This window comes from Pseudomonas fluorescens NCIMB 11764 (assembly GCF_000293885.2).
Lineage (GTDB): Bacteria > Pseudomonadota > Gammaproteobacteria > Pseudomonadales > Pseudomonadaceae > Aquipseudomonas > Aquipseudomonas fluorescens_B.
On record NZ_CP010945.1, the window covers coordinates 2063602 to 2090581 of the forward strand.

Sequence of the window (26980 nt, forward strand, 5' to 3'; positions counted from 1 at the left end):
TTGCCGAGGTGGTGGAATTGGTAGACACGCAACCTTGAGGTGGTTGTGCCCATAGGGTGTAGGGGTTCGAGTCCCCTTCTCGGTACCAATTATCAGGAGAGCCCGCTGTTGCGGGCTTTCTTGTAGGTGGAAGGTTACATTGACCCTGTCAGGGATCGGTCGTATACTTCCGCCCCAGCTTTGTCGCGGGGTGGAGCAGTCTGGTAGCTCGTCGGGCTCATAACCCGAAGGTCGTCGGTTCAAATCCGGCCCCCGCAACCAGTTTAAGGAGCCCCTTTTAAGGGGCTTTTTGTTAGCTGGACACTTTCTACGCCGCTGTTCGACGGCGTTTCAAGGATGGGCGTTTCGCCCATTTTTTTATTTTGCATAGCATGCACATACATGCACGAGGGGGTTCAGGTGTCGAGCAAGCTAGAAGAGTTGCAGGCCTTGCTGGCCCCGGTGGTCGTGGCCCTAGGCTATGAATGCTGGGGTATTGAGTTCTCGGCTCAAGGTCGCCACTCAATGTTGCGCGTTTATATTGATAAAGAAGGCGGCGTGTTGGTGGACGATTGCGCCATCGTCAGCCGTCAGATCAGCGGTGTCCTGGATGTTGAAGATCCAATCGCCGTTGAATACACCCTTGAAGTTTCCTCGCCTGGCATGGAACGCCCACTGTTCACTATTGAGCAGTTTGCAAAATTTGCCGGTGAACAAGTGAAGATCAAGCTGCGCTCGCCTTTTGAAGGGCGACGCAACTTTCAGGGCCTTCTGCGCGGTGTAGAAGAGCAGGACGTCGTGGTGCAGGTAGAAGACCATGAATTCCTGTTGCCGATCGATATGATCGACAAGGCCAACATTATTCCCAGTTTTGACTGAGACGCGGATCCCGCGGATCCAATGGCTTGCGAAAGGCGAGGCGTACGATGAGCAAAGAAGTACTGCTGGTTGTTGAGTCGGTATCCAATGAAAAGGGCGTACCGGCAAACGTAATTTTTGAAGCGCTGGAGCTGGCTCTGGCCACCGCTACCAAAAAGCGGTTTGAGGACGAAGTCGATCTGCGTGTGGAAATCAATCGCCACACCGGTGCTTACGAGACATTCCGTCGCTGGACGGTTGTCGAAGAAGCAGACCTGGACGATCCGGCCATCGAAACCTGGCCGAGCAAGGTTGCCGAAACGCATCCTGGCGCCAAGGTTGGCGATGTAGTCGAAGAAAAAATCGAATCCATCGAGTTCGGCCGTATCGCGGCACAGACTGCCAAGCAAGTCATTGTGCAGAAAGTTCGCGAAGCCGAGCGTGCTCAAGTCGTTGACGCCTATCGCGAGCGCCTGGGGGAAATCATCTCCGGCACCGTGAAGAAAGTGACCCGCGACAACGTGATCGTCGACCTGGGCAACAACGCCGAAGCGTTGCTGGCTCGTGAAGACATCATCTCTCGCGAAACCTTCCGGGTGGGTGTGCGCCTGCGTGCGCTGCTCAAGGAAATCCGCACCGAGAACCGCGGCCCGCAGCTGATCCTGTCGCGTACCGCGCCGGAAATGCTGATCGAGTTGTTCCGCATCGAAGTGCCGGAAATCGCTGAAGGCCTGATCGAAGTAATGGCAGCTTCCCGTGACCCGGGTTCGCGCGCCAAGATCGCGGTCCGCTCCAAGGACAAACGCATCGACCCGCAAGGCGCTTGCATCGGTATGCGCGGTTCGCGCGTCCAGGCAGTGTCGGGTGAGTTGGGTGGTGAGCGTGTCGACATCGTCCTGTGGGACGACAACCCGGCTCAGTTCGTGATCAATGCAATGTCGCCGGCTGAAGTGGCGGCAATTATCGTTGACGAAGATGCCCATGCAATGGACATCGCCGTTGGCGCAGACAATCTGGCTCAGGCCATCGGTCGTGGTGGTCAGAACGTGCGTCTGGCCAGCCAATTGACTGGCTGGACCCTGAACGTGATGACCGAATCGGACATCCAGGCTAAGCAGCAAGCAGAAACCGGCGACATCCTGCGCAACTTCATCGACGAGCTGGAAGTCGACGAAGACCTGGCACAGGTGCTGGTAGATGAAGGCTTCACCAGCCTGGAAGAGATTGCCTACGTACCGTTGGAAGAAATGCTCAACATCGACGGCTTTGACGAAGAAACCGTCAACGAGCTTCGCGCTCGTGCCAAGGATCGTTTGTTGACCAAAGCCATCGCTACTGAGGAAAAGCTGGCAGACGCCCATCCGGCCGAAGACCTGCTCTCGCTTGAGGGTATGGACAAGGATTTGGCGATGGAACTGGCGGTGCGCGGCGTAATTACCCGCGAAGACCTGGCCGAGCAGTCTATTGACGACCTGCTCGACATCGACGGCATTGACGATGATCGTGCCGGCAAGTTGATCATGGCCGCCCGAGCCCACTGGTTCGAGTAATTAGGCGCGGCCTGAGGAGAGAAGTGCATGACGCAAGTCACGGTGAAACAACTGGCCGATGAGGTCAAAACACCGGTAGAGCGCCTGTTGCAGCAGATGCGTGAGGCAGGTCTGCCGCACACCGCCGCCGAAGAACATGTGACTGACAGTGAGAAGCAATCTTTGCTGACTCACTTGAAAAGCAGCCACAAGGCGAAAGTGGAAGAACCACGCAAGATCACACTGCAGCGTAAAACCACCAGCACCCTGCGTGTTGCTGGCAGCAAAAGCATCAGTGTTGAAGTCCGTAAAAAGAAAGTTTTCGTACAGCGCAGCCCGGAAGAAATCGAAGCCGAGCGCAAACGCGAACTGGAAGAACGTCGCGCAGTAGAAAATGCTGCTCGTCAGAAGGCTGAAGAAGAAGCCAAGCGTCGCGCCGAAGAAGAAGCGCGTCGTCAGCCTGCTGCTGCGCAAACCGCTTCCAACGACGCCGTTGCAGCGCCGGTTGCAGTTGCCGAACCCGTACGTGAAAGCGCACCGGTTGTTGCAGCTGCGCCAGCTCCGTCTGCTGACGTTCGCAATAAGCAGAACGAACAGCGCCGTCCGGACAAACCACGTGCCGACGATAACAATCGTCGTGGCAGTGGCGATGGCGAGCGCAAAAACGCTCCGCATCGTGCTTCGGTCAAAGAGAAAGCGCCTGCTCCACGTGTTGCGCCACGTACTACCGACGAAGAAAGCGATGGCTTCCGTCGTGGTGGTCGCGGCAAGGCCAAGCTGAAGAAACGCAACGCTCACGGTTTCCAGAGCCCAACCGGCCCTGTAGTGCGCGAAGTGAAGATCGGCGAGACCATCACTGTTGGCGATCTCGCCCAGCAGATGTCGGTCAAGGCGGCTGAAATCATCAAGTTCATGTTCAAACTGGGTACTCCAGCGACCATCAACCAGGTACTGGACCAGGAAACTGCCCAGCTGGTTGCCGAAGAGCTGGGCCACAAAGTGACCCTGGTCAGCGACACCGCCCTGGAAGATTCCCTGGCCGAGTCCCTGAAGTTTGAAGGTGAAGCGTTCTCCCGTGCTCCGGTCGTGACCGTAATGGGCCACGTTGACCACGGTAAGACCTCGCTGCTCGACTACATCCGTCGTGCCAAGGTAGCTGCAGGCGAAGCCGGCGGTATTACCCAGCACATCGGTGCGTACCACGTTGAAACCGAACGCGGCATGGTCACCTTCCTCGACACCCCGGGTCACGCCGCGTTTACCGCAATGCGTGCTCGTGGTGCCAAGGCGACCGACATCGTGATCCTGGTGGTTGCAGCGGACGACGGCGTAATGCCGCAGACCGTTGAAGCTGTTCAGCACGCGAAGGCTGCCGGTGTTCCGCTGGTTGTAGCTGTGAACAAAATCGACAAGCCGGGCGCCGATCTCGATCGTATCCGCAGCGAACTGTCGGTTCACGGCGTGACCTCGGAAGAGTGGGGCGGCGACACCCCGTTCGTATCGGTTTCGGCGAAAGTCGGTACTGGCGTGGACGAGTTGCTCGAAGCTGTTCTGCTGCAAGCCGAAGTTCTGGAACTGAAAGCAACTCCGTCGGCTCCGGGCCGTGGCGTTGTGGTTGAATCGCGTCTCGACAAAGGTCGTGGCCCGGTTGCAACCGTTCTGGTTCAAGACGGTACCCTGCGCCAAGGCGACATGGTCCTGGTCGGTTCGAACTATGGCCGTGTACGTGCCATGCTCGACGAGAACGGCAAGCCAATCAAGGAAGCCGGTCCTTCCATCCCTGTCGAGATTCTCGGCCTGGACGGTACCCCGGACGCTGGCGACGAGATGAGCGTGGTTGCCGACGAGAAGAAAGCCCGTGAAGTGGCTTTGTTCCGTCAAGGCAAGTTCCGCGAAGTCAAACTGGCCCGTGCTCACGCCGGCAAGCTTGAAAACATCTTCGAGAACATGGGTCAGGAAGAGAAGAAGACGCTCAACATCGTCCTCAAATCCGACGTCCGTGGTTCGCTGGAAGCGTTGAACGGTGCCTTGAACGGCCTGGGTAACGACGAAGTGCAAGTGCGTGTTGTCGGTGGCGGTGTCGGTGGTATCACCGAGTCCGACGCCAACCTGGCACTGGCCTCCAACGCTGTACTGTTCGGCTTCAACGTGCGTGCCGATGCCGGCGCTCGCAAGATCGTCGAGCAGGAAGGTCTGGATATGCGTTACTACAACGTGATCTACGACATCATCGAAGACGTCAAGAAAGCCCTCACCGGTATGCTGGGCAGCGATGTTCGCGAGAACATCCTGGGTACCGCTGAAGTCCGTGACGTGTTCCGTTCGCCGAAGTTTGGCGCGATCGCTGGTTGCATGGTTATCGAAGGTGTTGTTCACCGTAACCGTCCAATCCGTGTACTGCGTGAAGACATCGTTATCTTCGAAGGCGAGCTGGAATCCCTGCGCCGCTTCAAGGATGACGCTTCCGAAGTACGTGCCGGCATGGAATGCGGTATCGGCGTGAAGAGCTACAACGACGTCAAAGTCGGTGACAAGATCGAAGTCTTCGAGAAGGTTCAGGTTGCTCGCAGCCTCTAACTCGCGCACTTCAAGGGCCACGCCAAGCCGCCGCATGCAAATGCGCGACATAGCGTCAGGACTCTAAACGCAACGCCCGGTCTGGCTTTTGTCAGGCCGGGCGTTTGCCGCTTTCAGACCCTTCGGGTTTCACCGTGGGGCAGTAACAGGTAACAAGACATGGCAAAAGAATACAGCCGTACCCAACGTATCGGCGATCAGATGCAGCGTGAGCTGGCACAGCTGATCCGTCGTGAAGTCAAAGACCCGCGCGTCGGCCTGGTCACCATTACCGCTGTTGAAGTCAGCCGTGACGTCGGTCACGCCAAGATTTTCATCACCGTGATGGGCCAGGACAACGCCGAAGACATCGCGCAAAGCATCAAGGTGCTCAACTCCGCCGCCGGTTTCCTGCGCATGCAGCTGGCCCGCGAAATGAAGTTGCGCAGCGTTCCGCAGCTGCACTTCCACTACGACGAAAGCGTCGTGCGTGGCGCGCACCTGTCGGCCCTGATCGAGCGTGCGGTGGCTGAAGACAATCAGCACCCGGTTGCGGCAGACGCCGAAGACACCAAGGAGTAATCGGTGGCTCAGGTCAAACGTATCCGTCGTAACGTCAGCGGCATCATCCTGCTCGACAAACCGCTGGGGTTCACCTCCAACGCGGCGTTGCAGAAGGTCCGCTGGTTGCTGAACGCCGAGAAGGCCGGGCACACCGGCAGTCTCGATCCGCTGGCCACCGGCGTGTTGCCGTTGTGCTTCGGTGAGGCCACCAAGTTCTCGCAATACCTGCTCGATTCCGACAAGGGTTACGAAACCCTGGCGCAACTGGGCAAAACCACCACCACGGCAGATGCCGAAGGTGAAGTTTTGCAGGAGCGTCCGGTGACCGTTGGTCGATCCGATGTCGAAGCGGTACTGCCGAAATTTCGTGGTCAAATCAGTCAGATACCGCCGATGTACTCGGCGCTCAAGCGTGATGGCCAGCCGCTGTACAAGCTGGCACGTGCAGGCGAAGTAGTGGAGCGCGAACCGCGTTCTGTTACTATTGCGCGCTTGGAATTGCTGGCCTTTGAAGGTGATACTGCGCGGCTTGCGGTGGATTGCAGCAAAGGCACCTATATCCGCACCCTGGTGGAGGATATTGGTGAGCAACTCGGTTGTGGCGCTTACGTTGCAGAACTGCGACGTACCCAGGCCGGGCCTTTCACACTGGCGCAGACAGTCACGCTTGAAGAGCTGGAAGCGGTACATGCCGAAGGCGGCAACGAAGCGGTCGACCGCTTCCTGATGCCATCGGACAGTGGCCTGCTGGATTGGCCTCTGTTGCAATTCTCGGAGCATAGCTCGTTCTACTGGCTCAACGGCCAACCGGTACGAGCCCCGGATGCACCGAAGTTCGGCATGGTACGGGTACAGGATCACAACGGTCGCTTCATCGGTATCGGTGAAGTGAGCGAAGACGGGCGCATCGCGCCGCGTCGACTGATTCGGTCAGAATGACCGGACGAGGGTGGCTGTTAACAGGCACGGTCACTTCCTCATTTTTAGATACAGGGATTTGTCCCTGGCCTGTTGAAGCTGTTTTTCTGAAACAGTTTCCTGATAAAAGGATTGCCACATGGCTCTCGACGTTCAAGAAAAAGCTCAAATCGTAGCTGACTACCAGCAAGCTGTTGGTGACACTGGTTCGCCAGAAGTGCAAGTTGCACTGCTGACCCACAACATCAACAAACTGCAAGGTCACTTCAAGGCCAACGGTAAAGACCACCACTCCCGTCGTGGTCTGATCCGCATGGTAAACCAGCGCCGTAAGCTGCTGGACTACCTGAAAGGCAAGGATCTGGGCCGTTACCAGGCTCTGATCGGTCGCCTGGGTCTGCGTCGCTAATAAGCGATTGCGCTAGAGGTTGGTTGTCTGTCGTACGTCAGTGGGTTTCCCGCTGGCGTAGGGCAGGCTCCCAGCCTCAAGTTTTATCTGGATACACGTTTTACCCTGGACAGGCGTTGGGCCGATTCCCGACATTGCCCAAGAATTTCGCAAGAAGACAAGTTCCCCAAGAGCCACAAAAGAAGGTAGGACACCGTGAACCCGGTAATCAAAAAATTCCAGTTCGGTCAGTCGACCGTTACCCTCGAGACTGGCCGTATCGCCCGTCAGGCCTCCGGCGCAGTATTGGTCACCGTTGACGACGACGTCAGCGTGTTGGTGACTGTAGTCGGTGCCAAGCAAGCCGATCCAGGCAAGGGCTTCTTCCCTCTGTCCGTTCACTACCAGGAAAAGACTTACGCTGCCGGTAAGATCCCTGGCGGTTTCTTCAAGCGCGAAGGCCGTCCTTCCGAGAAAGAAACCCTGACTTCCCGACTGATCGACCGTCCGATCCGTCCGCTGTTCCCGGAAGGCTTCATGAACGAAGTGCAGGTTGTCTGCACTGTCGTTTCCACCAGCAAGAAGACCGATCCGGACATCGCTGCGATGATCGGTACCTCGGCTGCGCTGGCCATCTCCGGCATTCCTTTCGATGGCCCGATCGGCGCTGCCCGCGTTGCGTTCCACGAAAGCACCGGCTACCTGCTGAACCCGACTTACGAACAACTGAAAGCATCGAGCCTGGACATGGTCGTTGCCGGTACTTCGGAAGCCGTTCTGATGGTTGAATCGGAAGCCAAAGAGCTGACCGAAGACCAGATGCTGGGCGCGGTACTGTTTGCTCACGACGAGTTCCAGGTTGTGATCAACGCTGTCAAGGAACTGGCTGCCGAAGCTGCGAAGCCGACCTGGACCTGGGCTCCACAGCCAGAAGCCACTGCGCTGCTGGGCGCGATCCGTGCCGAGTTCGGCGAAGCGATCTCCCAGGCTTACACCATCACTGTCAAAGCCGACCGTTATGCACGTCTGGGCGAGCTGAAAGACCAGGTGGTTGCCAAGCTGTCCGGTGAAGAAGGTCAGCCGACTTCCGCTGAAGTCAAAGCTGCTTTCGGTGAAATCGAATACCGCACCGTTCGCGAAAACATCGTTAACGGCAAGCCACGTATCGACGGCCGCGACACCAAGACCGTACGTCCTTTGAACATCGAAGTCGGTGTTCTGCCAAAGACCCACGGTTCGGCACTGTTCACCCGTGGCGAAACCCAGGCTCTGGTTGTTGCAACACTGGGCACCGCCCGTGACGCACAGCTGTTGGACACCCTGGAAGGCGAGAAAAAAGACCCGTTCATGCTGCACTACAACTTCCCTCCGTTCTCGGTAGGCGAGTGTGGTCGCATGGGTGGCGCCGGTCGTCGCGAAATCGGCCACGGCCGTCTGGCCCGCCGTTCGGTTCAGGCCATGCTGCCTGCTGCCGACGTGTTCCCGTACACCATCCGTGTGGTGTCGGAAATCACCGAGTCCAACGGTTCGAGCTCCATGGCTTCGGTCTGCGGCGCTTCCCTGGCCCTGATGGACGCCGGTGTTCCGATGAAGGCACCGGTTGCCGGTATCGCCATGGGTCTGGTTAAAGAAGGCGAGAAGTTCGCCGTCCTGACCGACATCCTGGGTGACGAAGACCACCTGGGCGACATGGACTTCAAAGTAGCCGGTACCGCCAAAGGTGTGACCGCGCTGCAGATGGACATCAAGATCAAAGGCATCACCGAAGAAATCATGGAAATCGCTCTGGGCCAAGCCCTGGAAGCGCGCCTGAACATCCTCGGTCAGATGAACCAGATCATTGGCCAGTCGCGTACCGAGCTGTCGGAAAACGCTCCGACCATGATCGCGATGAAAATCGACACCGACAAAATCCGTGATGTCATCGGTAAAGGCGGCGCGACCATTCGTGCGATCTGTGAAGAGACCAAGGCTTCGATCGACATCGAAGATGACGGCTCGATCAAGATCTTCGGCGAAACCAAGGAAGCGGCTGAAGCAGCACGTCAGCGCGTACTGGGCATCACCGCAGAAGCTGAAATCGGCAAGATCTACGTTGGTAAGGTTGAGCGCATCGTCGATTTCGGCGCATTCGTCAACATCCTGCCAGGCAAGGACGGTCTGGTTCACATCTCGATGCTGAGCGATGCTCGCGTCGAGAAAGTGACCGACATCCTGAAAGAAGGCCAGGAAGTGGAAGTGCTGGTACTGGACGTGGACAACCGCGGCCGTATCAAGCTGTCCATCAAAGACGTCGCAGCAGCCAAGGCTTCGGGCGTTTAATCACTCCCCACGCCTGACCGCTTCAACGTTATAAAAAATGCCTCGCCGTGAAAACGGCGGGGCATTTTTTTGTCTGCATGAAATTGAGGCAATTTGGGAAGTTGCCTGACCCTAAAGTCAGTGCTAGGTTTAGCCCACCGCCCGTGTAGCTCAGTTGGTAGAGCAGCGCACTCGTAACGCGAAGGTCGCAGGTTCAATTCCTGTCTCGGGCACCAGCGACACTTTGTTTTCAAATGATCCACGAATGGTTCTGAAGGCCAGACAAACCGGGCTTCACACGGTTTTTTGCGTCAGAGAGATCCTTGATGATCCAGATCCATCTTCCATTCCCCCGATCAGCGAGAACGACATGACCGTTAAAGAATTGACCCAGGAAGCCAGGCACGAAGAAGCACTGAAGAAGTACTTGCTTGATTCGCCCCAGCTCTCCGATGAGATCAAGGACCTGCCCGCCGACGATCAGAAAGACCAGATCCAGTGGGCGTTCGAGGATGAGGCGGAAGCCCAGGGCTTGCAGCCGTGGGAACTGACGCTCAAGTACACCTCGAGCCCGGAAGAGTTCGAGGCGTCGCGCCTGGCGCTGCACAAAGAGGCGGCCGAGGTATTGGGCGTCGAGTGGGAAGAGTACTGCGAGATGAACAATCTGGTGGTCTGACAAAAACGCCAGCCTCAATGAGGCTGGCGTTTTTCATTCAACCAGGCGTGATCAGAGGCTCAAACGCATCGACAGATCGACAGCCTTCACGTCCTTGGTCATCGCACCAATCGAAATGTAATCCACCCCTGTTTCGGCGATCGGCAGCAACGTGCTTTCGTTGATACCGCCGCTGGCCTCCAGTTTTGCCTTGCCGCCATTCAGGCGCACGGCTTCGCGCATGTCATCCAGGCTCAACTCGTCGAGCATGATGATATCGGCACCGGCGGCCAAGGCCTCCTTCAACTCTGCCAGGCTTTCCACTTCGATCTCCACCGGTTTGCCCGGGGCAATCTTGTGCGCGGCGTTGATCGCTTCAGGGATGCCCCCGCAGGCGGCGATGTGGTTTTCCTTGATCAGGAACGCGTCGTACAAGCCGATGCGGTGGTTGTGGCAGCCGCCGCAGGTCACGGCATACTTCTGTGCCAGACGCAGCCCCGGCAGGGTTTTACGGGTATCGAGCAGCTTCACCTGCGTCTGGCCAACGAAATCCGCCAGGTATTGCGCGCGTGTGGCCACGCCGGACAGCAATTGCAGGAAATTCAGTGCGCAGCGTTCCCCTGTGAGCAGCGAGCGCGCGGGGCCTTCGAGGTGGAACAGCGCCTGATTGGGTTTCACCCGTTCGCCGTCGCGCACCTGCCAGTGCACGGCCACTCGCGGGTCCAGTTGCCGGAACACGGCATCGACCCAGGCGGTGCCGGCGATGACCGCGGCGTCACGGGTGATGATGGTGGCTTTGGCCAGGCGTTCGGCCGGGATCAGCTGCGCGGTGATGTCGCCGCTGCCGATGTCTTCACGCAACGCACGGCGCACGTTGGCTTCGATTTCGGCGGTCAGATCGGCGAGACGTAGATTCGGCATAACGGACTCCACAAACAAAGTGGCCCGATTATAGGGCCATGGCGCAGAGCAACCCAAGGCGTGAGAGACCTTCCGGTCGCTCTGAAACCTGTATTTGGTCGATTTGCCCGAGCCATTGGCGCTAAGCGGCGGTCTATCCGGAACGTCTATTTCAATAAGAGGCCCAGAGTCCGCTGGCACACGGGACATCTTTTGCAAGATAATGCGCCTTTCCTTTGACGTCATAGCTTTGACGTACTTTATGTCCCGAATTATTGAATGACAGCGGATGGGCAGTGTCCACCGTTGAGCGCGGGTGTGAGTCCGGCGCACCGATCTACCGACGCATCACCGTTTCAGGAGGCCAGGATGCACAACGACGGGAATGTAGTGCCTTTGCACAAGGCGGCTACCGATCAGGCGACACCTTCGCCGCTCGCCCGTGTGCCTGTGATTCTGCTTCAGGTTCGCGACAAGGCCGCGCTACAGCTCAGGCATGGTTTGCAGGAACTGTTCGATAACGCCGACGACACGCTGTTCGAAATGGCTGACCGTGCCCGCGACGACGTCGAGCAGAACCTCTATTTCGAAGCCATGCGCGACTTGCGCCTCAAGCGCAAAAGTATCGAGCGGGTTTTTCTGGAGCAATTCCTTGAGGCCTTTGTCGGGCTCACCCGGAACGACACTACCAAGCCAGCCTTGCCCAGGGCACTGGTCTTCGACACGCTGGCTGCGCAGTCCGGCGATGACCTGGAACGCAGCGTGGCGGTGGAGGCCATGGTCAACAAGGTGCTGAGCCGTGACGGTTTCGGTCTCGATCAACTGACCGCTCGGCTCAGCATGTTGCTGGGCAAGAAGCTGGTGGCTCAGCACAACCCGTTGGGCCCGGCGATGCTGTGTGAATATTTCATGGAGGCCGGGCGTAATCTGGGGGTGGAGATCAAGGTCAAGCTGATCATTCTGAAACTCTTCGAGCGCTATGTGCTCAGCGACACCGACCAGCTCTACACCGAAGCCAATCAACTGCTGATCGCCACCGGCATATTGCCCGACCTCAAGCCCGCGCCGGCGCGGCGTGCGACCGATCGGGCGGAGGCCAGTGTCCATGCCGAGCCCGCCGAAGCCGGTATCCACGCCGGTAGCATGCAGATCGACGATGGCGTGCAGGAGGTTTTCGCGGCACTGCAGGAACTGCTGTTTCACGTGCGCGGCAGTGTCGCGCCGACACTGGAAGTCAGCGCCACGGCGCAGCCGATTTCTACCCGCGACCTGCTGCGCCTGCTCTCGCATTTGCAGCAATACGTGCCGGCGCCTGCTGCCCAGGACGATTTCGACCTGCGCAACCAGCTTGAACAGCTGCTGACCCGGGTCAGCGTCAAAAGCGGCAAGTCGCGCGTTGTTGGTGTGGCTGATGAAGACGTGATCAACCTGATCGCCATGCTGTTCGAATGCATCCTCGATGATCGCAATCTGCCGGATTCTCTCAAGGCGCTGATCAGCCGCTTGCAGATCCCGATGCTCAAAGTGGCGGTGCTCGACAAAAGTCTCTTCAGTCGCAGTAGTCATCCGGCACGCCGTCTGCTCAACGAAATCGCCGCTGCCGCCATGGGGTGGGGGGAATGCGATGACTATCAGCGCGACAGTCTGTACTTGCGTATCGAGCAAGTGGTTCAGCGCTTGTTGAACGATTTTGTCGACGATCCAGCTATTTTTTCCGAACTGTTGGCGGATTTTCTCGCGTTCACCAGCGATGAACGTCGTCGCAGCGAGCTGCTGGAACAACGCACCCGCGACGCTGAAGAAGGTCGCGCCAAAACCGAAATGGCCCGTCAGCGTGTCGAACGGGCGCTGAACCAGGTGCTGATGGGCAAGGTTCTGCCGCAGCGGGTGGTGGCGTTTGTCCAGGAGGCCTGGAGCCAGGTGCTGTTGCTGACCTGCCTCAAGCACGGCGATCAGTCGGCCGAATGGCAAGCCGATGTGCAAACCATGGAACAGCTGGTCTGGAGCGTGCAGCGGCATGACGAACCTGACGCCAGCCTGCGCCTGTTGGCGCTGGTGCCGGGGTTGCTCAAGTCCCTGCGTGACGGGTTGAACAGTTCGGCGTTCGATCCGTTCGCCACCGGCGAGTTTTTCAGTGAGCTGGAAAGCCTGCACGTTCAGCTGTTCGAGCGCCCGGATCAGACTCCGGCATCCACCCGGGAAGCCGATGCGCCGGTGATGGTGCAAGTGCAGGAAGAAATCGTGCTGCGCACCGCTGACGAAGGGGCGGTGGCGTCGACCTCCGCACGCTTGTCGACGGATGATGCGGGGCTGATTCAGGTCGATCAACTGCGCGTGGGCTGCTGGGTCGAGTTTCAGGAGGAGGAAGATCACAACCTGCGCTGCAAGCTGGCTGCGATCATCGAGGCCACGGGCAACTACATTTTCGTCGACCGCACCGGGATGAAAGTACTGGAACGCAGCCGTACCGGCCTGGCCCTGGATTTTCGCCGGGGCGCGGTGCGAATCCTGGACGACACCTTGCTCTTCGACCGGGCGCTGGAGTCGGTCATCGGCAACCTGCGGCGTCTCAATCGCGGCAAGTGATCGCGCGCCAGGGGGCTATCGCGGCATACTGGGCGCCAACACAGTCGACGTTGAAGGAACCTGTATGCAGTTGGACCCCGCGAGCGGTTGGTGTCAGGGCGTGAATGTCTGCCCTTCACCCAACTTCAATGCGCGCCCCACGGGCGAAATTTCCCTGCTGGTGATCCACAACATCAGTCTGCCGCCGGCGCAGTTCGCCACCGGCAAGGTGCAGGAGTTTTTCCAGAACCGGCTGGATGTCACAGAGCATCCCTATTTTGAAGGGATCGCTGACCTGCGGGTGTCCGCGCACTTTCTGATTGAGCGTAACGGTACTGTCACTCAGTTTGTCTCGTGTCTCGAGCGCGCCTGGCATGCCGGCGTGTCATGTTTCGATGGCCGGGACACCTGTAACGATTTTTCCGTGGGCATCGAGCTCGAAGGCACGGATGATCTGCCGTTCACCGACGCTCAATATGCGTCGTTGACGGCCCTGACCTTGCAGCTGCAAAGCACTTTCACGGCCATCACCACGCAGCGCATCTGCGGACATAGCGACATCGCGCCGGGGCGCAAGACCGATCCGGGGCCGGCGTTCGATTGGGCGCGTTACCGCGCGGCCCTGGCTAAAGAGGAACAAGAATGAGTTTTCTGGTGTTGCTGTTGGCGGTATGGATCGAAAAATTCTCGGCCCTGCGCCATCGGATTCAACGTGACGGCGGCTGGGTACGCGAGCTGCACAAGCTTGAAGCCAGCCCGCGTCTGGCCAACCGTCCATGGTTGATATTGGTGATTCTGGTGTTGCTGCCAGTGGCGTTGCTGGGCCTGTTACTGGTGGTTCTGGAGCCGGTGGCTTACGGTCTGTTGGCGTTGCCGGTGCATTTGCTGGTGGTCATTTACAGCCTGGGTCGCGGCGATCTGCTGGCCGGTCTCGGGCCGTTTCGCGATGCCTGGCGCCGGGAAGACCTGCAGGCCGCCGCTCACGTGGCAAAGCGCGACCTGGATATCTGCGCCGACAGCGGCGAGCAACTGCTGGAACGGGTGGAAGGTCATTTGCTCTGGGAGGCCTACCAGAGCTTTTTTGCGGTGATTTTCTGGTATTTCCTGTTGGGCCCGGTGGCGGCGTTGAGCTACCGACTGCTGGCACTTGCCGAAGAACACGGGCAGAACCTCGCAGTCGTCGAGCGCGCCGCACAATTGCGCCACGCGTTCGATTGGGTGCCGGTGCGTCTGCTGGCGGCCAGCTTCGCGTTGGTCGGTAACTTTGTCGCGGTCAGCCGGGTGATGCTGCACGAACTGCTGAACTGGAACATCAGCGCCGCCCGGTTGATCGAGAAGGTCGGGCTGGTGGCCGGTGAAATTCCCGCGCCGGTGGTCGGCCCGGACGGCATCAACAGTCTCGACCGGATCTGGGAGTTGCTGCTGCGAGCGGCGGTGCTCTGGTACGCCGGTTTTGCCCTGTGGACGGTCCTTCCGTAATTCCGACATCCATTCCTCTGTGACGAGGGCGCTTGCTCCCGCTGGGGTGCGAAGCGCCCCCCGGCATTCCATCAGACAGACCTGGTTCCCTCCCGTTAACCTTAAGTTACAAACCCCCCAGCCGATTTAAGCTATACAGAGATAGCACTGAATAGTGGCTATCTGCTGCCTGTCTGTGCCTGCCAATAAAAATAAGAATGCAAAGGGAGACTTCCAGTGAAGAGCTTGCTCTATCCCGCCGTCGCGCTAATGAATCGCCTGAGCTTCGGCATGAAGTTCAGCCTGATCAGCGTGCTGTTCCTGGTGCCGATGCTGGTGACCAACTTTTACCTGGTGCGCGATTCCTATCGTGAATTCCAGGGCACCCGGGTCGAACTGCAGAGCCTCGACCTGCTGGGCAGCAGCCTGACCTTGCGACGCGACCTGGAAACCCTGAACAACCTCGTGCAGATCAACGTCATCCTGGGCCAGTCCGGCAAGGCAGCCGGTGTCGAACCCAAGATCAGTGCGTTGGAGCAAAGCGTTCTGGCCCGCCTGGAAGGACTTGCGGCGATGACCACCGATCCGGAACAAATCACGGTTTTCGATGGCAAACGCGATGAAATGCTCGCCGCGTTCAAGGCCCAGCAAGCAGAAAACTCCCTGCAAAGCAAAAGTGCGTTGATCGGCAAATTGCTTGGCAATGCGCAGATTTTCAGCCAGATCATTGCCAGCCAGGCAGGGTTGAGCCGCGACAGCCAGGGCGACATGCGTCAGCTTACCGAACTCATTACCAACGTCACGCCGCCCGTGACCCAGACCTTGGGCGATGGCCGTGCGATGGGCTCCTACTCGCTGGGGCAAGGGTTCCTCAACTCGTCTTCGAGCACCCGTTTCGATGAGTTGCTGGCGCAGATCGAAAAGCTCCAGGCCGAATACGGCCTGAAATTGCAGGACGCGCTGGGCTCAAGCAAAGCGGCGAGTGAAACCCTGGCCGCCCAGGCCGAGAGCAGTAAGGCAACGCTGAAAAAAGCCAGTGAACTGTTCGAAGAACAAGTGGTAATGGCCGACACCCTCGATGCGCCGTGGCAGGCCTTTTATGATCAGGTCACCGGCCTGATGGACCAGACTTATCAACTCAACGAAGCCACCCTGAAATTCCTCGACACCCAGTTGCAGCAGCGGCTGACTCAGAACCGCACGCACATGGTCTTGCAGGCCGTCGCGTTGTCGGTGGTGTTTGTGTTGATCTTCTACCTCTATGGCGGTTTCTACGTCTCGACCCGCACCACCCTCAAGCGTCTTGGCGCGATGATGGACAAGGTGGCAGCCGGTGACATGACCGTGACCTTCAACGCCAACAGCCGTGATGAGCTGGGCGAGTTGGGCGAGGTGTTCAACGGCACCGTGAAGAAAATCCATGACCTGATCGAGCGTGTGGGCCATACCGTCGGTGAAGTCGAGCGTCAGGCCGGTCAGGTCGAGAATGTGTCGGCCCAGAGTAACCAGGCCGTTGCGGGGCAGCGCACACAGATCGAACAGGTCGCCACGGCCATGAATCAGATGTCGGCCACGTCACTGGAGGTGGCTCGTAGTGCGGCGGCGGCGGTCAGCAGTGCCCACAGTGTCAACGACGAGACGGTCAGCGGTCGCGGTCTGGTGGAATCGCAACAGGGCAGCATTGCCGCACTGGCCAGCGAGATCGATCAATCGGTGCTGGTGATCAATCAACTGGCCAGCGACAGCCAGTCCATCAGTCGGGTGCTGGAGGTGATCAAGAGCATCGCCGAGCAGACTAACCTGCTGGCGCTCAACGCTGCCATCGAGGCGGCGAGGGCGGGCGAGCAGGGGCGTGGCTTCGCGGTGGTGGCGGACGAGGTCCGGACCCTGGCCAAACGCACCCAACAATCCACTGAAGAAATCGAGCAGATGATTGCCAAGCTGCACAGCGGTGTCGGCGCGGCGGTGAAAGCCATGGGCACCAGCCATCAAATGGCCAATGGCACGGTGGGGCAGTCGGAAAAGGTCCAGCAGGCGCTGGAAAATATCCTTGGGGCGGTGGGAATGATCGTCGATCAGAACCAGCAGATCGCCGCTGCCGTGGAACAACAGACCGCCGTGGCGCACGACATCGACCAGAACATCGTCGAGATCAACCGAGCCGGCGAGCGCACCGCCGAAGGCGCGCACCAGACCGAGAACGCCAGTCGGGCGTTGTCGGCTCAGGTGGTGGAGCTTAAACAGCTGATCAGCGCGTTCCGGGTCTAGAGAAAGTTAAACAACTCACAGGCATTGTTCGTGCTCGCGGTGGCCAGTTGTTCCGGACTGATCGCCATGATTTCAGCCAGCGCCGCACAGATCGCCGGCAAATGCGCCGGGCTGTTGCGTTGACCGGGAAACATGGCGGGCGCCATGTCCGGTGAGTCGGTTTCCAGCACCACCGACTCCAGCGGCAACTCGGCGAGGACGCGGTGCATGCGCAAGGCCTGCGGCCAGGTCGCCGCGCCGCCAAGACCCAGTTTGAAACCGAGCTTGATGTACTCGCGGGCCTCTTCCTTGCTGCCGGCGAAGGCGTGAATGATGCCCGCGCGTTTCAACTTGAACCGTTTGAGCGTGGCAATCACCGCCGCATGGCTGCGTCGCACATGAATCAGCGCCGGCAGATTGAAGTCCGCCGCCAGTTGCAATTGCGCGTCGAACAGCGCCTGCTGGCGCTCGCGGTCGAGGGTTTCGATGAAGTAATCCAGGCCGATTTCGCCCACCGCACACAATTGGCGGTGACCGGCTAAACGCGTCAGCCAGTCGCCCAGCTCGTGCAAATCGTCGGGGCGATGATCCTCCAGATACACGGGGTGCAAACCGAACGCCGCATGCAGATCGGGATCGCTCAGCACCAAATCCCAGACGCGCTGCCAATTGGCCTGATAAACCCCCAGCACCACGATCCGTCGCACACCGAGGGCGCGGCTCTCGGCGAGCAGCGCCTGACGATCCTCGTCGAAATCCGGAAAATCCAGATGCGTGTGGGTGTCGATCAGCTCCACGGTTCAGTCCTGGCGAATACGCTGCTTGAAGGTCCGCGCGATGGCTTGCACGCCGGGCTGGTAATCGGATTGCTCGATGGCGGCGAGGGCCAGTTGCAGTGCTTTGTCGGCGATCAACTGGTGCTGCTGGGCCATGGCGTTGACCGGCAGCGGCAGGAAGTCCAGCAACTGCGTGTCACCGAACGTGCCGAGGCGCAGCGGACGGGTTTTCAACGGGAAGTCGTGCAGTGCGTCGAACACGCCCTGAAGCAACACGTAGGACGTGGTCACCAACGCGTCCGGCAGATGGCCCAGGCGCTGGATCATGTCTTCCATCAACTGTTTGCCGCACTCACGGCTGAAGGATTCGCCGTGTTCGATCAGGATCTCGCCTTTGAACCCGGCCAGCGCTTCCTTGAACCCGGCCGCCCGCTCCTGGCTGATGCTCAGTTCGGGGCGTGCGCCGATCAGGGCGATCTGCTTGGGCAACGGGTCGAGCAGGCTGCGTGTCAGTTGCAGGCTGGCTTCGCGATCATCGCTGATCACCGAGCAGAAATGCTCAGGCTCCATGACCCGGTCAATGGCGATGATCGGGACACCCTTGGCCTGCAACTGACGGTAACTGTCGTCACCGGTCGGCAGGCAGCTGGCGACGATCAACGCGTCGCAACGACGGGCGCGGAACAGTTGCAGCAATTGCCGTTCGCTGTCCGGCGCGTCGTCGGAGCTGGCGATCAGCAACTGATAACCACGGGCCCGGGCACCTTGTTCCAGCAGTTTGGCGATGCGTGCGTAGCTGGGGTTTTCCAGGTCCGGCAAAATGAAGCCCAACGTGCGGGTGTGCCGACTGCGCAGCCCGGCCGCCTGGGGGTTGGGCGTGAAGCCATGTTGCTCGACGACCGCGCGCACGCGCTCGACGGTGGCGCTGCTGATGCGTTGCTGTTCGGCCTTGCCATTGATGACATAACTGGCGGTGGTCACGGACACACCAGCCAGCTGGGCGATATCACTGAGTTTCAACTCGGGTTTTCCTTGTTTGTCGGCCGACATTTTCGCCAATCCTACCCGATTCGGGCAGGCAACTATTGTCGCAGCCAATCCGACAAGTTGGGCTTCAAGGATGGGACATAATCGAGTAACGTGCCAATCATTCTAGATTAAACGTTTCAGCAAGCGTATTTTCTACGTTTCAGGTGCATTTGGCCGGTTCTGCCGTGAAACCGCCAAAAGTGATGATTAAGCGCCTAAGCTGACTCATTCAAAACAATACCTGGCACCTCAAGGTGCCAAAAAGGAGAAAGCATGCTCGAGCTCACCATAGAGCAGATTTCCATGGGCCAGTCGGCCGTGGACAAGTCCGCAGCGTTGCAGTTACTGGCTCGGCATCTGGTCACCGATGGTCTTGTGGCCGAAGGTTATCTCGCCGGTTTGCAAGCACGCGAAGCCCAGGGCTCGACCTTTCTCGGCCAAGGTATTGCCATCCCCCACGGTACGCCGGAAACCCGCGACCAGGTGTTTTCCACCGGTGTGCGGCTGATGCAGTTTCCCGACGGCGTGGATTGGGGCGACGGCCAGATCGTTTACCTGGCGATCGGCATCGCCGCCAAATCCGATGAACACTTGCGGCTCCTGCAACTGCTGACCCGCGCCCTTGGCGAGACCGATCTGGGCCAGGCCCTGCGTCGCGCCAGTTCTGCCGAAGCCTTGCTGAAACTGCTGCAAGGCGCGCCGCAGGAGCTGGCGCTGGATGCACAGATGATCGGCCTGGGTGTGTCGGCCGATGACTTCGAAGAACTGGTCTGGCGCGGTGCCCGTTTGCTGCGTCAGGCAGATTGTGTGAGCAATGGTTTTTCCGCCGTGTTGCAACAGGTCGAAGCGCTGCCACTCGGCGATGGCCTGTGGTGGTTGCACAGCGAACAGACGGTCAAGCGTCCGGGCCTGGCCTTCGTCACCCCGGACAAACCGATGCGTTATCTCGGTCAGCCACTGAGTGGTCTGTTCTGCCTGGCCAGCCTCGGCGAGGCGCATCAGGCCTTGCTCGAACGCCTTTGCGCGCTGCTGATCGAAGGCCGTGGCCATGAACTGGGCCGCGCCACGAGTAGTCGTAAAGTCCTCGAAGTGCTCGGCGGTGAGTTGCCGGCGGACTGGCCGAGCGCGCGCATTGCACTGGCCAACGCCCACGGCTTGCACGCGCGCCCGGCGAAAATCCTTGCGCAACTGGCGAAGAGTTTTGAAGGCGAGATTCGCGTCCGGCTCGTCGAGGGACAGGACAGCGCCGTGTCGGTGAAGAGCTTGAGCAAGTTGCTCAGCCTCGGCGCCCGTCGCGGCCAGGTACTCGAATTTGTCGCCGAGCCAAGCATTGCCGCCGACGCCTTGCCAGCCTTGCTGGCCGCGATCGAAGAAGGCCTCGGTGAAGAAGTCGAGCCATTGCCGGTGGTGAGCCAACAGCGCGAAGTCGTCGCGGATGTGGCCGAAGTGTTGCTCGCTCCGGCGTCCGGCAGCGTGGTTCAAGCCATACCGGCAGCACCGGGCATTGCCATTGGCCCGGCACACATTCAAGTGCTGCAAACCATCGAATACCCGTTGCGCGGTGAGTCTGCCGCCCTTGAGCGCGAGCGCCTCAAGCAAGCGCTGGCAGATGTGCGTCGCGACATCGAAGGGTTGATCGAGCGCAGCAAATCCAAAGCCATTCGCGAAATCTTCATCACCCACCAGGAAATGCTCGACGACCCGGAATTGACCGATGAAGTCGAGACTCGTCTCAAGCAGGGCGAAAGCGCTGAAGCGGCGTGGATGGCCGTGATCGAAGCGGCGGCGAAACAACAGGAAGCGCTGCAGGATGCGTTGCTCGCCGAGCGCGCGGCAGATTTGCGCGATATCGGCCGACGCGTGCTGGCGCAACTGAGCGGCGTCGAAACCCCGAGTGAACCTGATCAGCCGTACATTCTGGTGATGGATGAAGTCGGTCCTTCCGACGTGGCGCGTCTCGATCCTACCCGCGTCGCCGGCATTCTCACCGCCCGGGGCGGCGCCACTGCGCACAGCGCCATCGTCGCCCGTGCGCTCGGTATTCCGGCGTTGGTCGGCGCAGGGGCGGCGGTGTTGCTGCTGGCACCGGGCACGCCGTTGCTGCTCGACGGCCAGCGCGGTCGTTTGCATGTCGATGCCGATGCGGCGACCTTGCAGCGTGCCACCGAAGAGCGTGACACCCGCGAGCAACGCTTGAAAGCGGCGGCCGAACAGCGTCATCAACCGGCACTGACTACCGATGGTCACGCGGTGGAAGTGTTCGCCAACATCGGTGAAAGCGCCGGCGTCACCAGCGCAGTGGAGCAGGGTGCTGAAGGCATTGGCCTGCTGCGTACCGAACTGATTTTCATGGCCCACTCGCAAGCGCCGGACGAAGCGACCCAGGAGGTCGAATACCGTCGCGTGCTCGATGGCCTCGCTGGTCGCCCCCTGGTGGTGCGCACCCTCGACGTCGGCGGCGACAAACCGCTGCCGTATTGGCCGATCGCCAAGGAAGAGAACCCCTTCCTCGGCGTGCGCGGCATTCGCCTGACCTTGCAGCGTCCGCACATCATGGAAGCGCAATTGCGCGCCCTGCTGCGGGCTGCTGACAACCGCCCGCTGCGCATCATGTTCCCGATGGTCGGCAGCGTTGACGAGTGGCGGCAGGCGCGGGACATGACCGAACGGCTACGTCTGGAAATCCCGGTGGCGGACCTGCAACTGGGGATCATGATCGAGGTGCCATCGGCTGCACTGCTGGCGCCGGTGCTGGCCAAGGAAGTCGACTTCTTCAGCGTCGGCACCAACGACCTCACGCAATACACCCTGGCCATCGACCGTGGTCATCCGACCTTGTCGGCCCAGGCTGACGGCTTGCACCCGGCGGTGCTGCAACTGATCGACATCACCGTGCGCGCGGCCCATGCCCATGGCAAATGGGTCGGCGTGTGCGGCGAGCTGGCGGCCGATCCGCTGGCGGTGCCGGTACTGGTCGGTCTCGGCGTGGACGAGTTGAGCGTGTCGGGCCGCAGCATTGCCGAGGTCAAGGCGCGCATTCGCGAACTCAGTCTGACCCAGACTCAAACCCTTGCCCGACAGGCCCTGGCCGTGGGCAGCGCCAATGAAGTGCGCGCATTAGTGGAGGCCCTGTAATGGCCAAAATCCTGACCCTGACCCTCAACCCGGCGCTGGACCTGACGGTGCAGTTGCCGTGCCTTGAACCCGGCCAGGTCAATCGCAGCGACGAGATGCACACCCACGCCGCCGGTAAAGGCGTGAACGTGGCGCAGGTGCTGGTGGACCTTGGGCATTCGCTCACCGTCTGCGGTTTTCTCGGCGAAGACAATCTTCAGGCGTTCGAAACCCTGTTTGCCAAACGCGGTTTTGTCGACGCGTTTATCCGCGTCCCCGGCGAAACCCGCAGCAATATCAAACTGGCGGAACACGACGGGCGCATCACCGACATCAACGGCCCCGGCCCCTTGGTGAGTGCAGCGGCGCAGCAGGCGTTGCTGGATCGCCTCGATCAGATTGCGCCGGGTCATGATGCCGTCGTCGTTGCCGGCAGCCTGCCTCAGGGCATCAGTCCCGAGTGGTTGCAGGCGCTGATTGTGCGCTTGAAGAATCTTGGTTTGAACGTCGCCCTGGACACCAGTGGCGAAGCGTTGCGCGCGGCGCTCAAGGCCGGCCCGTGGCTGATCAAACCCAACACCGAAGAACTGGCCGAAGTGCTCGGCTGCGAAGTGGTGTCGGTCGCGGCTCAAGCCGAGGCAGCGAGCCGCTTGCATGCGCAAGGCATCGAGCACGTGGTGATTTCCCACGGCGCCGATGGCGTGAACTGGTTCAGTGTCGGTTCGGCGATGCATGCCACGCCACCCAAGGTTAGCGTCGCCAGCACGGTCGGCGCGGGTGATTCGCTGTTGGCCGGCATGCTCCACGGTCTGCTCAGCGCCGACACACCGGAACAGACCCTGCGCACCGCCACGGCGATTGCCGCGATGGCGGTGACCCAGATCGGTTTCGGCATCGGTGATGCGGCGCAATTGGCGCGGCTTGAACAGGGTGTGCGCGTGCGTCCCCTGACAGAACAATAAGAGGGTTTGTCATGAAGTTAGCCATTGTTACGGCTTGCCCCAACGGCATGGTCACCAGCGTGCTGTGCGCCCGTTTGCTCGATGCGGCGGCCCAGCGTCAGGGCTGGAGCACCAGTGTCGAAGTCAACGATGTCGCGCACCCTGAACGCCAATTGTCGGCGGCAACGATCGAGGCGGCCGAGTGGGTATTGCTGGTGACCAGCACGCCGGTAGATATGTCGCGATTCGTCGGCAAACGCGTGTTCCAGAGTACCCCGGCGCACGCCCTGCAAGATGTCGAAGCCGTGCTGCGTCGTGGTGCCGACGAAGCTGAGGTTTACGTCGCACCTGCAGCGGTCGCCGAACCCGTAGCTGTCACGAAAAACGCACCCCGGCTGGTCGCGATCACCGCGTGCCCGACCGGCGTTGCTCATACCTTCATGGCCGCTGAAGCCTTGCAGCAAGCGGCGAAACGTTTGGGCTACGACCTTCAGATCGAAACACAAGGCTCGGTCGGTGCACGCAATCCGTTGAGCGCGACGGCAATTGCCGACGCCGACGTGGTGCTGCTGGCCTGCGATATCGAAGTCGCGACCGAGCGTTTTGCCGGCAAGAAAATCTACCGTTGCGGTACCGGCATCGCCTTGAAGCAAGCCGAAGCGACGCTGAACAAAGCGCTGGCCGAAGGCAAACAGGAAAGCGCCGCGACCGGCGCCAACGGCCCGGTCAAAAAGGAGAAGACCGGCGTCTACAAACACCTGCTGACCGGCGTGTCGTTCATGCTGCCGATGGTGGTGGCGGGCGGTCTGATGATCGCGTTGTCGTTCGTCTTCGGCATTACCGCCTTCAAGGAGGAAGGCACACTCGCCGCCGCCCTGATGCAGATTGGCGGCGAGACCGCGTTCAAACTGATGGTGCCATTGCTGGCGGGTTACATCGCCTACTCGATTGCCGACCGCCCGGGGCTTGCGCCGGGGATGATCGGTGGTCTGCTGGCGAGCACGTTGGGCGCCGGTTTCATCGGCGGGATCATTGCCGGTTTCATCGCCGGTTACGCGGCGCAGGCGATCAATCGGTATGCGCGTTTGCCACAAAGCCTTGAGGCGCTGAAACCGATCCTGATCATCCCGTTGCTGGCGAGTCTGTTCACCGGGTTGGTGATGATCTACGTGGTCGGCAAACCGGTGGCCGGGATGCTCGCGGGGCTCACGCATTTCCTCGACAGCATGGGCACCACCAACGCTATTCTGCTCGGCGTATTGTTGGGCAGCATGATGTGCGTCGACCTCGGTGGGCCGATCAACAAGGCGGCCTATGCGTTTTCGGTGGGGCTGCTGGCGTCGCAAAGTTATGCACCGATGGCGGCGACGATGGCCGCCGGGATGGTGCCGCCGATTGGCCTGGGCATCGCCACGTTCATTGCCCGACGCAAGTTCGCCCAGACTGAACGCGAGGCCGGGAAAGCGGCACTGGTGCTGGGGCTGTGCTTTATCTCCGAAGGGGCGATTCCGTTTGCCGCCAAGGACCCGCTGCGGGTGATTCCGGCGAGCATTGCCGGTGGTGCGCTGACGGGCGCACTGTCGATGTATTTCGGCTGCAAACTGATGGCGCCGCACGGGGGATTGTTTGTGTTGGCGATTCCGAATGCGATCAACCATGCGTTGCTGTATTTGCTGGCGATTGTGGCCGGGAGTTTGCTGACGGCGGTGGTGTATGCGGTGGTCAAGCGGCCGGAAGTTACTGAGCTGGCGGTAGAACCCGTCAGCGCCTGACGCAAACCTGCAGGAGCCAGGCTTGCTCGCGAAAGCGGTCTTTCAGCCAACATAGATGTTGAATGCGAGTCCGTCATCGCGGGCAAACCCGCTCCCACAGTGATCTCTTTCGTACACAAGATTTGTGGCAAACGCCTTAACCTGCGGGCTTGCCCGCGATGGCGTCAGTGGCAACACCATCAAGCCGGGGTTTTGTACTCATTCTCCCGCTGCAACGCCCGCGCCTGAACCACATCCAGCACCGCACAGCCCTCTCGCATCAGCAGATGCACGGCGCGGGTGATCCGCGTCAGATCACAATCGGAAATGTTTTTCAGATTCAGGCTGGTGAACGTGTCTGCCAGATCGCGAACCACGGTGAAGCGATGCATTGCGCAGGCGGTGAGTTCGCTGAGTTCTTTGTGGGTGTTGACGAAGAGCACCGGTGTTTCGGCGTCGTAGGTGTCGATCGGGAGGTAACGCGGCATGACTTGGAACATGATGTAACTCCTGTAATTGGAGCTACCACCACTCGCGGCCAAACGAGGGTGGCAGCCATACGCGGGTTGGCCGACCGGGTACAGGAACCGGCACACCCGAAGGTGTCCCACGCACAGCCGCCATAAAACAACGCCTCAGGCACGAAGTACCTGAGGAGGTGTTGTTACGCTGTAGCGTTCCTGCACCGACCGGCCAAGGTCGTTCGCGGTGTTTTCCGCGAGCCCGAACTATGGAGTCGATCCCGAAACGCGGCAACAAGATACGTTGTAGGAAACGTCTTGAAAAGTTGTGTGCCTCGCGATGATCATTTCCGCCCGTGTGGGAGAACGATGCAGGCCTTGTAGGAGCCGTGTCATCCGTGGGTCATGCAGGCGTGTTTTAGTTTTCCTTTTTCAGGGAGAACACCATGAGCGAATTCAACCTCGGTCGCCGTCGTGTCATGCAAGCGGTCGGCGCCGGGCTGTTGATGCCCGGCCTTGCACCGGCGGTGATTGCGTCGGTCAAGGACCGGCCGCAACTCACCGATGGCGTGCAGTCCGGTGACGTGCTGGGTGATCGGGCGATGGTCTGGATCCGTAGCGATCGTGCGGCGCGGATGGTGGTGGAATGGGACACCCGGAGTCTGTTCACCAACCCTCGGCGTTTTGTCTCGCCACTGGCTGATGCCCGCAGCGATTTCACCGCGCGTGTGGAGCTCACTGGTCTGCCTGCCGATCAGGCGATTTTCTATCGCGTGCACTTCGAAGACGCCCAGAGCGGTGTCACCAGCGAACCCTGGTTCGGTCACCTGCGCAGCGTGCCGCAGACCCGGCGCGACATCCGTTTCGTCTGGAGCGGCGACACCGTCGGCCAGGGGTTCGGCATCAACCCGGAGATCGGCGGCATGCGCATCTACGAAGCCATGCGCCTGCGCCTGCCGGACTTCTTTATCCACAGCGGCGACACCATCTACGCCGACGGTCCGGTGCCCGCGCAGCTGACCACGGAAAGCGGCCGCGTGTGGCACAACATCACCAGCGAGGCCAAGAGCAAAGTCGCCGAAACCCTCGATGAGTATCGCGGCAATTACCGTTACAACCTGATGGACGAAAACGTCCGTCGCTTCAACGCCGAAGTGCCGCAGATCTGGCAGTGGGACGACCACGAAGTGGTGAACAACTGGTCGCCGGGCAAGCAACTGGATGAGCGCTACAAGAGCAAGGATATCCACAGCCTGGTGGGGCGCGCGCGCCAGGCCTGGCTGGAATATGCACCGATGCGGTTGCAGAGCGCCGACGGTGGCGGGCGGATCTATCGCCAAATCAGTTATGGGCCGATGCTCGATGTGTTTGTGCTCGATATGCGCAGCTATCGCGAAGCCAATGACAACAATCTGGGGGCCGCCAAACCCTTTCTCGGACGTGAGCAACTGGACTGGCTCAAGCGTGAATTGAAGGCCTCCAGCGCCCAGTGGAAAGTCATCGCCGCCGACATGCCGATCGGTCTCGGCGTGCCCGATGGCGAAATCAGCCCCGGCGTGGCGCGCTGGGAAGCGGTGGCCAATGGCGATCCGGGACCGGCCCAGGGGCGAGAGCTGGAAATCGCTGAATTGCTCGGTTTTCTGCGGGCGCAACAGGTGCGCAATTTCGTGTTCCTGACGGCGGATGTGCATTACTGCGCGGCACATCATTACCACCCGGATCGGGCGGCGTTTCAGGATTTCGAACCGTTCTGGGAGTTTGTCGCCGGGCCATTGAATGCGGGGAGTTTCGGGCCTAACCCGCTGGATAAAACCTTTGGTCCTGAAGTGGTGTTCGAGAAGGCACCGCCGGCGCAGAACACCTCGCCGTTTGCCGGGTTTCAGTTTTTTGGCGAGGTGAATATCGAGGGCGCGACGGGGGCGATGAGTGTGGTATTGCGGGATCTGGATGGGGTGAGTGTGTTTGAGCAGAAATTGCAGCCAATGTAAGA

Annotated in this window: 20 protein-coding genes and 3 tRNA genes; 19 read left to right on the forward strand and 4 right to left on the reverse strand. The window is 60.0% G+C overall.

Annotated features, from left to right (window positions below; all coding sequences use genetic code 11):
• The first annotated feature begins 2 nt into the window (after window positions 1–2).
• The 11 genes from B723_RS09335 (at window position 3) to B723_RS09385 (ending at window position 9769) form a co-directional block, all read left to right on the forward strand.
• A tRNA-Leu gene (locus tag B723_RS09335) sits at window positions 3–88 on the forward strand.
• A 96-nt stretch (window positions 89–184) separates the two neighbouring features.
• Window positions 185–261: transfer RNA gene (locus B723_RS09340), tRNA-Met, on the forward strand.
• A gap of 138 nt (window positions 262–399) precedes the next feature.
• Window positions 400–858, forward strand: a complete 459-nt coding sequence (gene rimP, locus B723_RS09345) for a ribosome maturation factor RimP (RefSeq protein ID WP_010463487.1) — start codon at window positions 400–402, stop codon at window positions 856–858.
• A gap of 47 nt (window positions 859–905) precedes the next feature.
• A complete protein-coding gene (gene nusA / locus B723_RS09350) occupies window positions 906–2387 on the forward strand; it encodes a transcription termination factor NusA (RefSeq protein ID WP_007900474.1) in 1482 nt (493 codons plus the stop codon).
• A 27-nt stretch (window positions 2388–2414) separates the two neighbouring features.
• The gene (gene infB, locus B723_RS09355) at window positions 2415–4943 is read left to right on the forward strand and encodes a translation initiation factor IF-2 (protein WP_017336475.1); all 2529 of its coding nucleotides are present in this window, start codon (window positions 2415–2417) and stop codon (window positions 4941–4943) included.
• A 159-nt stretch (window positions 4944–5102) separates the two neighbouring features.
• Window positions 5103–5504 carry a 30S ribosome-binding factor RbfA gene (gene rbfA / locus B723_RS09360; RefSeq protein ID WP_017336476.1) on the forward strand — a complete coding sequence of 134 codons (402 nt, stop codon included), beginning with the start codon at window positions 5103–5105 and terminating at the stop codon, window positions 5502–5504.
• Window positions 5505–5507: 3 nt separating this feature from the next.
• Window positions 5508–6425 carry a tRNA pseudouridine(55) synthase TruB gene (gene truB / locus B723_RS09365; protein ID WP_017336477.1) on the forward strand — a complete coding sequence of 306 codons (918 nt, stop codon included), beginning with the start codon at window positions 5508–5510 and terminating at the stop codon, window positions 6423–6425.
• 118 nt (window positions 6426–6543) lie between these two features.
• Window positions 6544–6813 carry a 30S ribosomal protein S15 gene (gene rpsO / locus B723_RS09370; protein ID WP_003176135.1) on the forward strand — a complete coding sequence of 90 codons (270 nt, stop codon included), beginning with the start codon at window positions 6544–6546 and terminating at the stop codon, window positions 6811–6813.
• A gap of 195 nt (window positions 6814–7008) precedes the next feature.
• Window positions 7009–9114 carry a polyribonucleotide nucleotidyltransferase gene (pnp, locus tag B723_RS09375; RefSeq protein ID WP_007900459.1) on the forward strand — a complete coding sequence of 702 codons (2106 nt, stop codon included), beginning with the start codon at window positions 7009–7011 and terminating at the stop codon, window positions 9112–9114.
• Window positions 9115–9253: 139 nt separating this feature from the next.
• Window positions 9254–9329: transfer RNA gene (locus B723_RS09380), tRNA-Thr, on the forward strand.
• A gap of 134 nt (window positions 9330–9463) precedes the next feature.
• Window positions 9464–9769 (forward strand): DUF6388 family protein, encoded by a 306-nt coding sequence (locus B723_RS09385; RefSeq protein WP_031318375.1) that lies wholly within the window; start codon window positions 9464–9466, stop codon window positions 9767–9769.
• A gap of 51 nt (window positions 9770–9820) precedes the next feature.
• On the opposite strand, the gene nadC is transcribed toward B723_RS09385, so the two are convergent.
• On the reverse strand, window positions 9821–10669 hold the full coding sequence (gene nadC, locus B723_RS09390; RefSeq protein WP_052909685.1) for a carboxylating nicotinate-nucleotide diphosphorylase: 849 nt from the start codon (window positions 10667–10669) through the stop codon (window positions 9821–9823).
• A gap of 348 nt (window positions 10670–11017) precedes the next feature.
• On the opposite strand from nadC, the gene B723_RS09395 reads away from it, so the two are divergent.
• The 4 genes from B723_RS09395 to B723_RS34100 all read left to right on the forward strand — a co-directional run bounded on the left by B723_RS09395 (window position 11018) and on the right by B723_RS34100 (window position 16939).
• Entirely contained in the window at window positions 11018–13234 is a 2217-nt protein-coding gene (locus B723_RS09395) for a DUF1631 domain-containing protein (RefSeq protein WP_017336481.1), read from the forward strand.
• A 64-nt stretch (window positions 13235–13298) separates the two neighbouring features.
• Entirely contained in the window at window positions 13299–13859 is a 561-nt protein-coding gene (gene ampD / locus B723_RS09400; RefSeq protein WP_017336482.1) for a 1,6-anhydro-N-acetylmuramyl-L-alanine amidase AmpD, read from the forward strand.
• On the forward strand, window positions 13856–14692 hold the full coding sequence (gene ampE, locus B723_RS09405) for a regulatory signaling modulator protein AmpE (protein WP_017336483.1): 837 nt from the start codon (window positions 13856–13858) through the stop codon (window positions 14690–14692). The genes ampD and ampE overlap by 4 nt, the downstream gene beginning before the upstream one ends.
• Before the next feature lie 1542 nt (window positions 14693–16234).
• Window positions 16235–16939 (forward strand): methyl-accepting chemotaxis protein, encoded by a 705-nt coding sequence (locus B723_RS34100; protein WP_414879635.1) that lies wholly within the window; start codon window positions 16235–16237, stop codon window positions 16937–16939.
• On the opposite strand, the gene B723_RS09415 is transcribed toward B723_RS34100, so the two are convergent.
• The gene (locus B723_RS09415) at window positions 16936–17715 is read right to left on the reverse strand and encodes a TatD family hydrolase (protein ID WP_017336485.1); all 780 of its coding nucleotides are present in this window, start codon (window positions 17713–17715) and stop codon (window positions 16936–16938) included. The two genes, B723_RS34100 and B723_RS09415, sit on opposite strands and share 4 nt — an antisense overlap.
• Window positions 17716–17718: 3 nt before the next feature.
• Window positions 17719–18714 carry a catabolite repressor/activator gene (gene cra / locus B723_RS09420; protein WP_031318379.1) on the reverse strand — a complete coding sequence of 332 codons (996 nt, stop codon included), beginning with the start codon at window positions 18712–18714 and terminating at the stop codon, window positions 17719–17721.
• Between the two features lie 282 nt (window positions 18715–18996).
• On the opposite strand from cra, the gene ptsP reads away from it, so the two are divergent.
• Genes ptsP through B723_RS09435 form a run of 3 tightly spaced genes read left to right on the forward strand, consistent with a single transcriptional unit; the run spans window position 18997 to window position 24550 of the window.
• Complete coding sequence (gene ptsP, locus B723_RS09425; protein WP_017336487.1) at window positions 18997–21858, forward strand: phosphoenolpyruvate--protein phosphotransferase; 2862 nt, start codon at window positions 18997–18999, stop codon at window positions 21856–21858.
• Complete coding sequence (gene pfkB / locus B723_RS09430; protein WP_017336488.1) at window positions 21858–22799, forward strand: 1-phosphofructokinase; 942 nt, start codon at window positions 21858–21860, stop codon at window positions 22797–22799. The genes ptsP and pfkB overlap by 1 nt, the downstream gene beginning before the upstream one ends.
• Before the next feature lie 11 nt (window positions 22800–22810).
• Window positions 22811–24550 carry a PTS fructose-like transporter subunit IIB gene (locus B723_RS09435; protein WP_017336489.1) on the forward strand — a complete coding sequence of 580 codons (1740 nt, stop codon included), beginning with the start codon at window positions 22811–22813 and terminating at the stop codon, window positions 24548–24550.
• 179 nt (window positions 24551–24729) lie between these two features.
• On the opposite strand, the gene B723_RS09440 is transcribed toward B723_RS09435, so the two are convergent.
• Complete coding sequence (locus B723_RS09440; protein ID WP_017336490.1) at window positions 24730–25029, reverse strand: hypothetical protein; 300 nt, start codon at window positions 25027–25029, stop codon at window positions 24730–24732.
• 407 nt (window positions 25030–25436) lie between these two features.
• Between B723_RS09440 and B723_RS09445 the strand changes: the two genes are divergently transcribed.
• Window positions 25437–26978 (forward strand): alkaline phosphatase D family protein, encoded by a 1542-nt coding sequence (locus tag B723_RS09445; RefSeq protein WP_017336491.1) that lies wholly within the window; start codon window positions 25437–25439, stop codon window positions 26976–26978.
• Window positions 26979–26980: the final 2 nt, after the last annotated feature.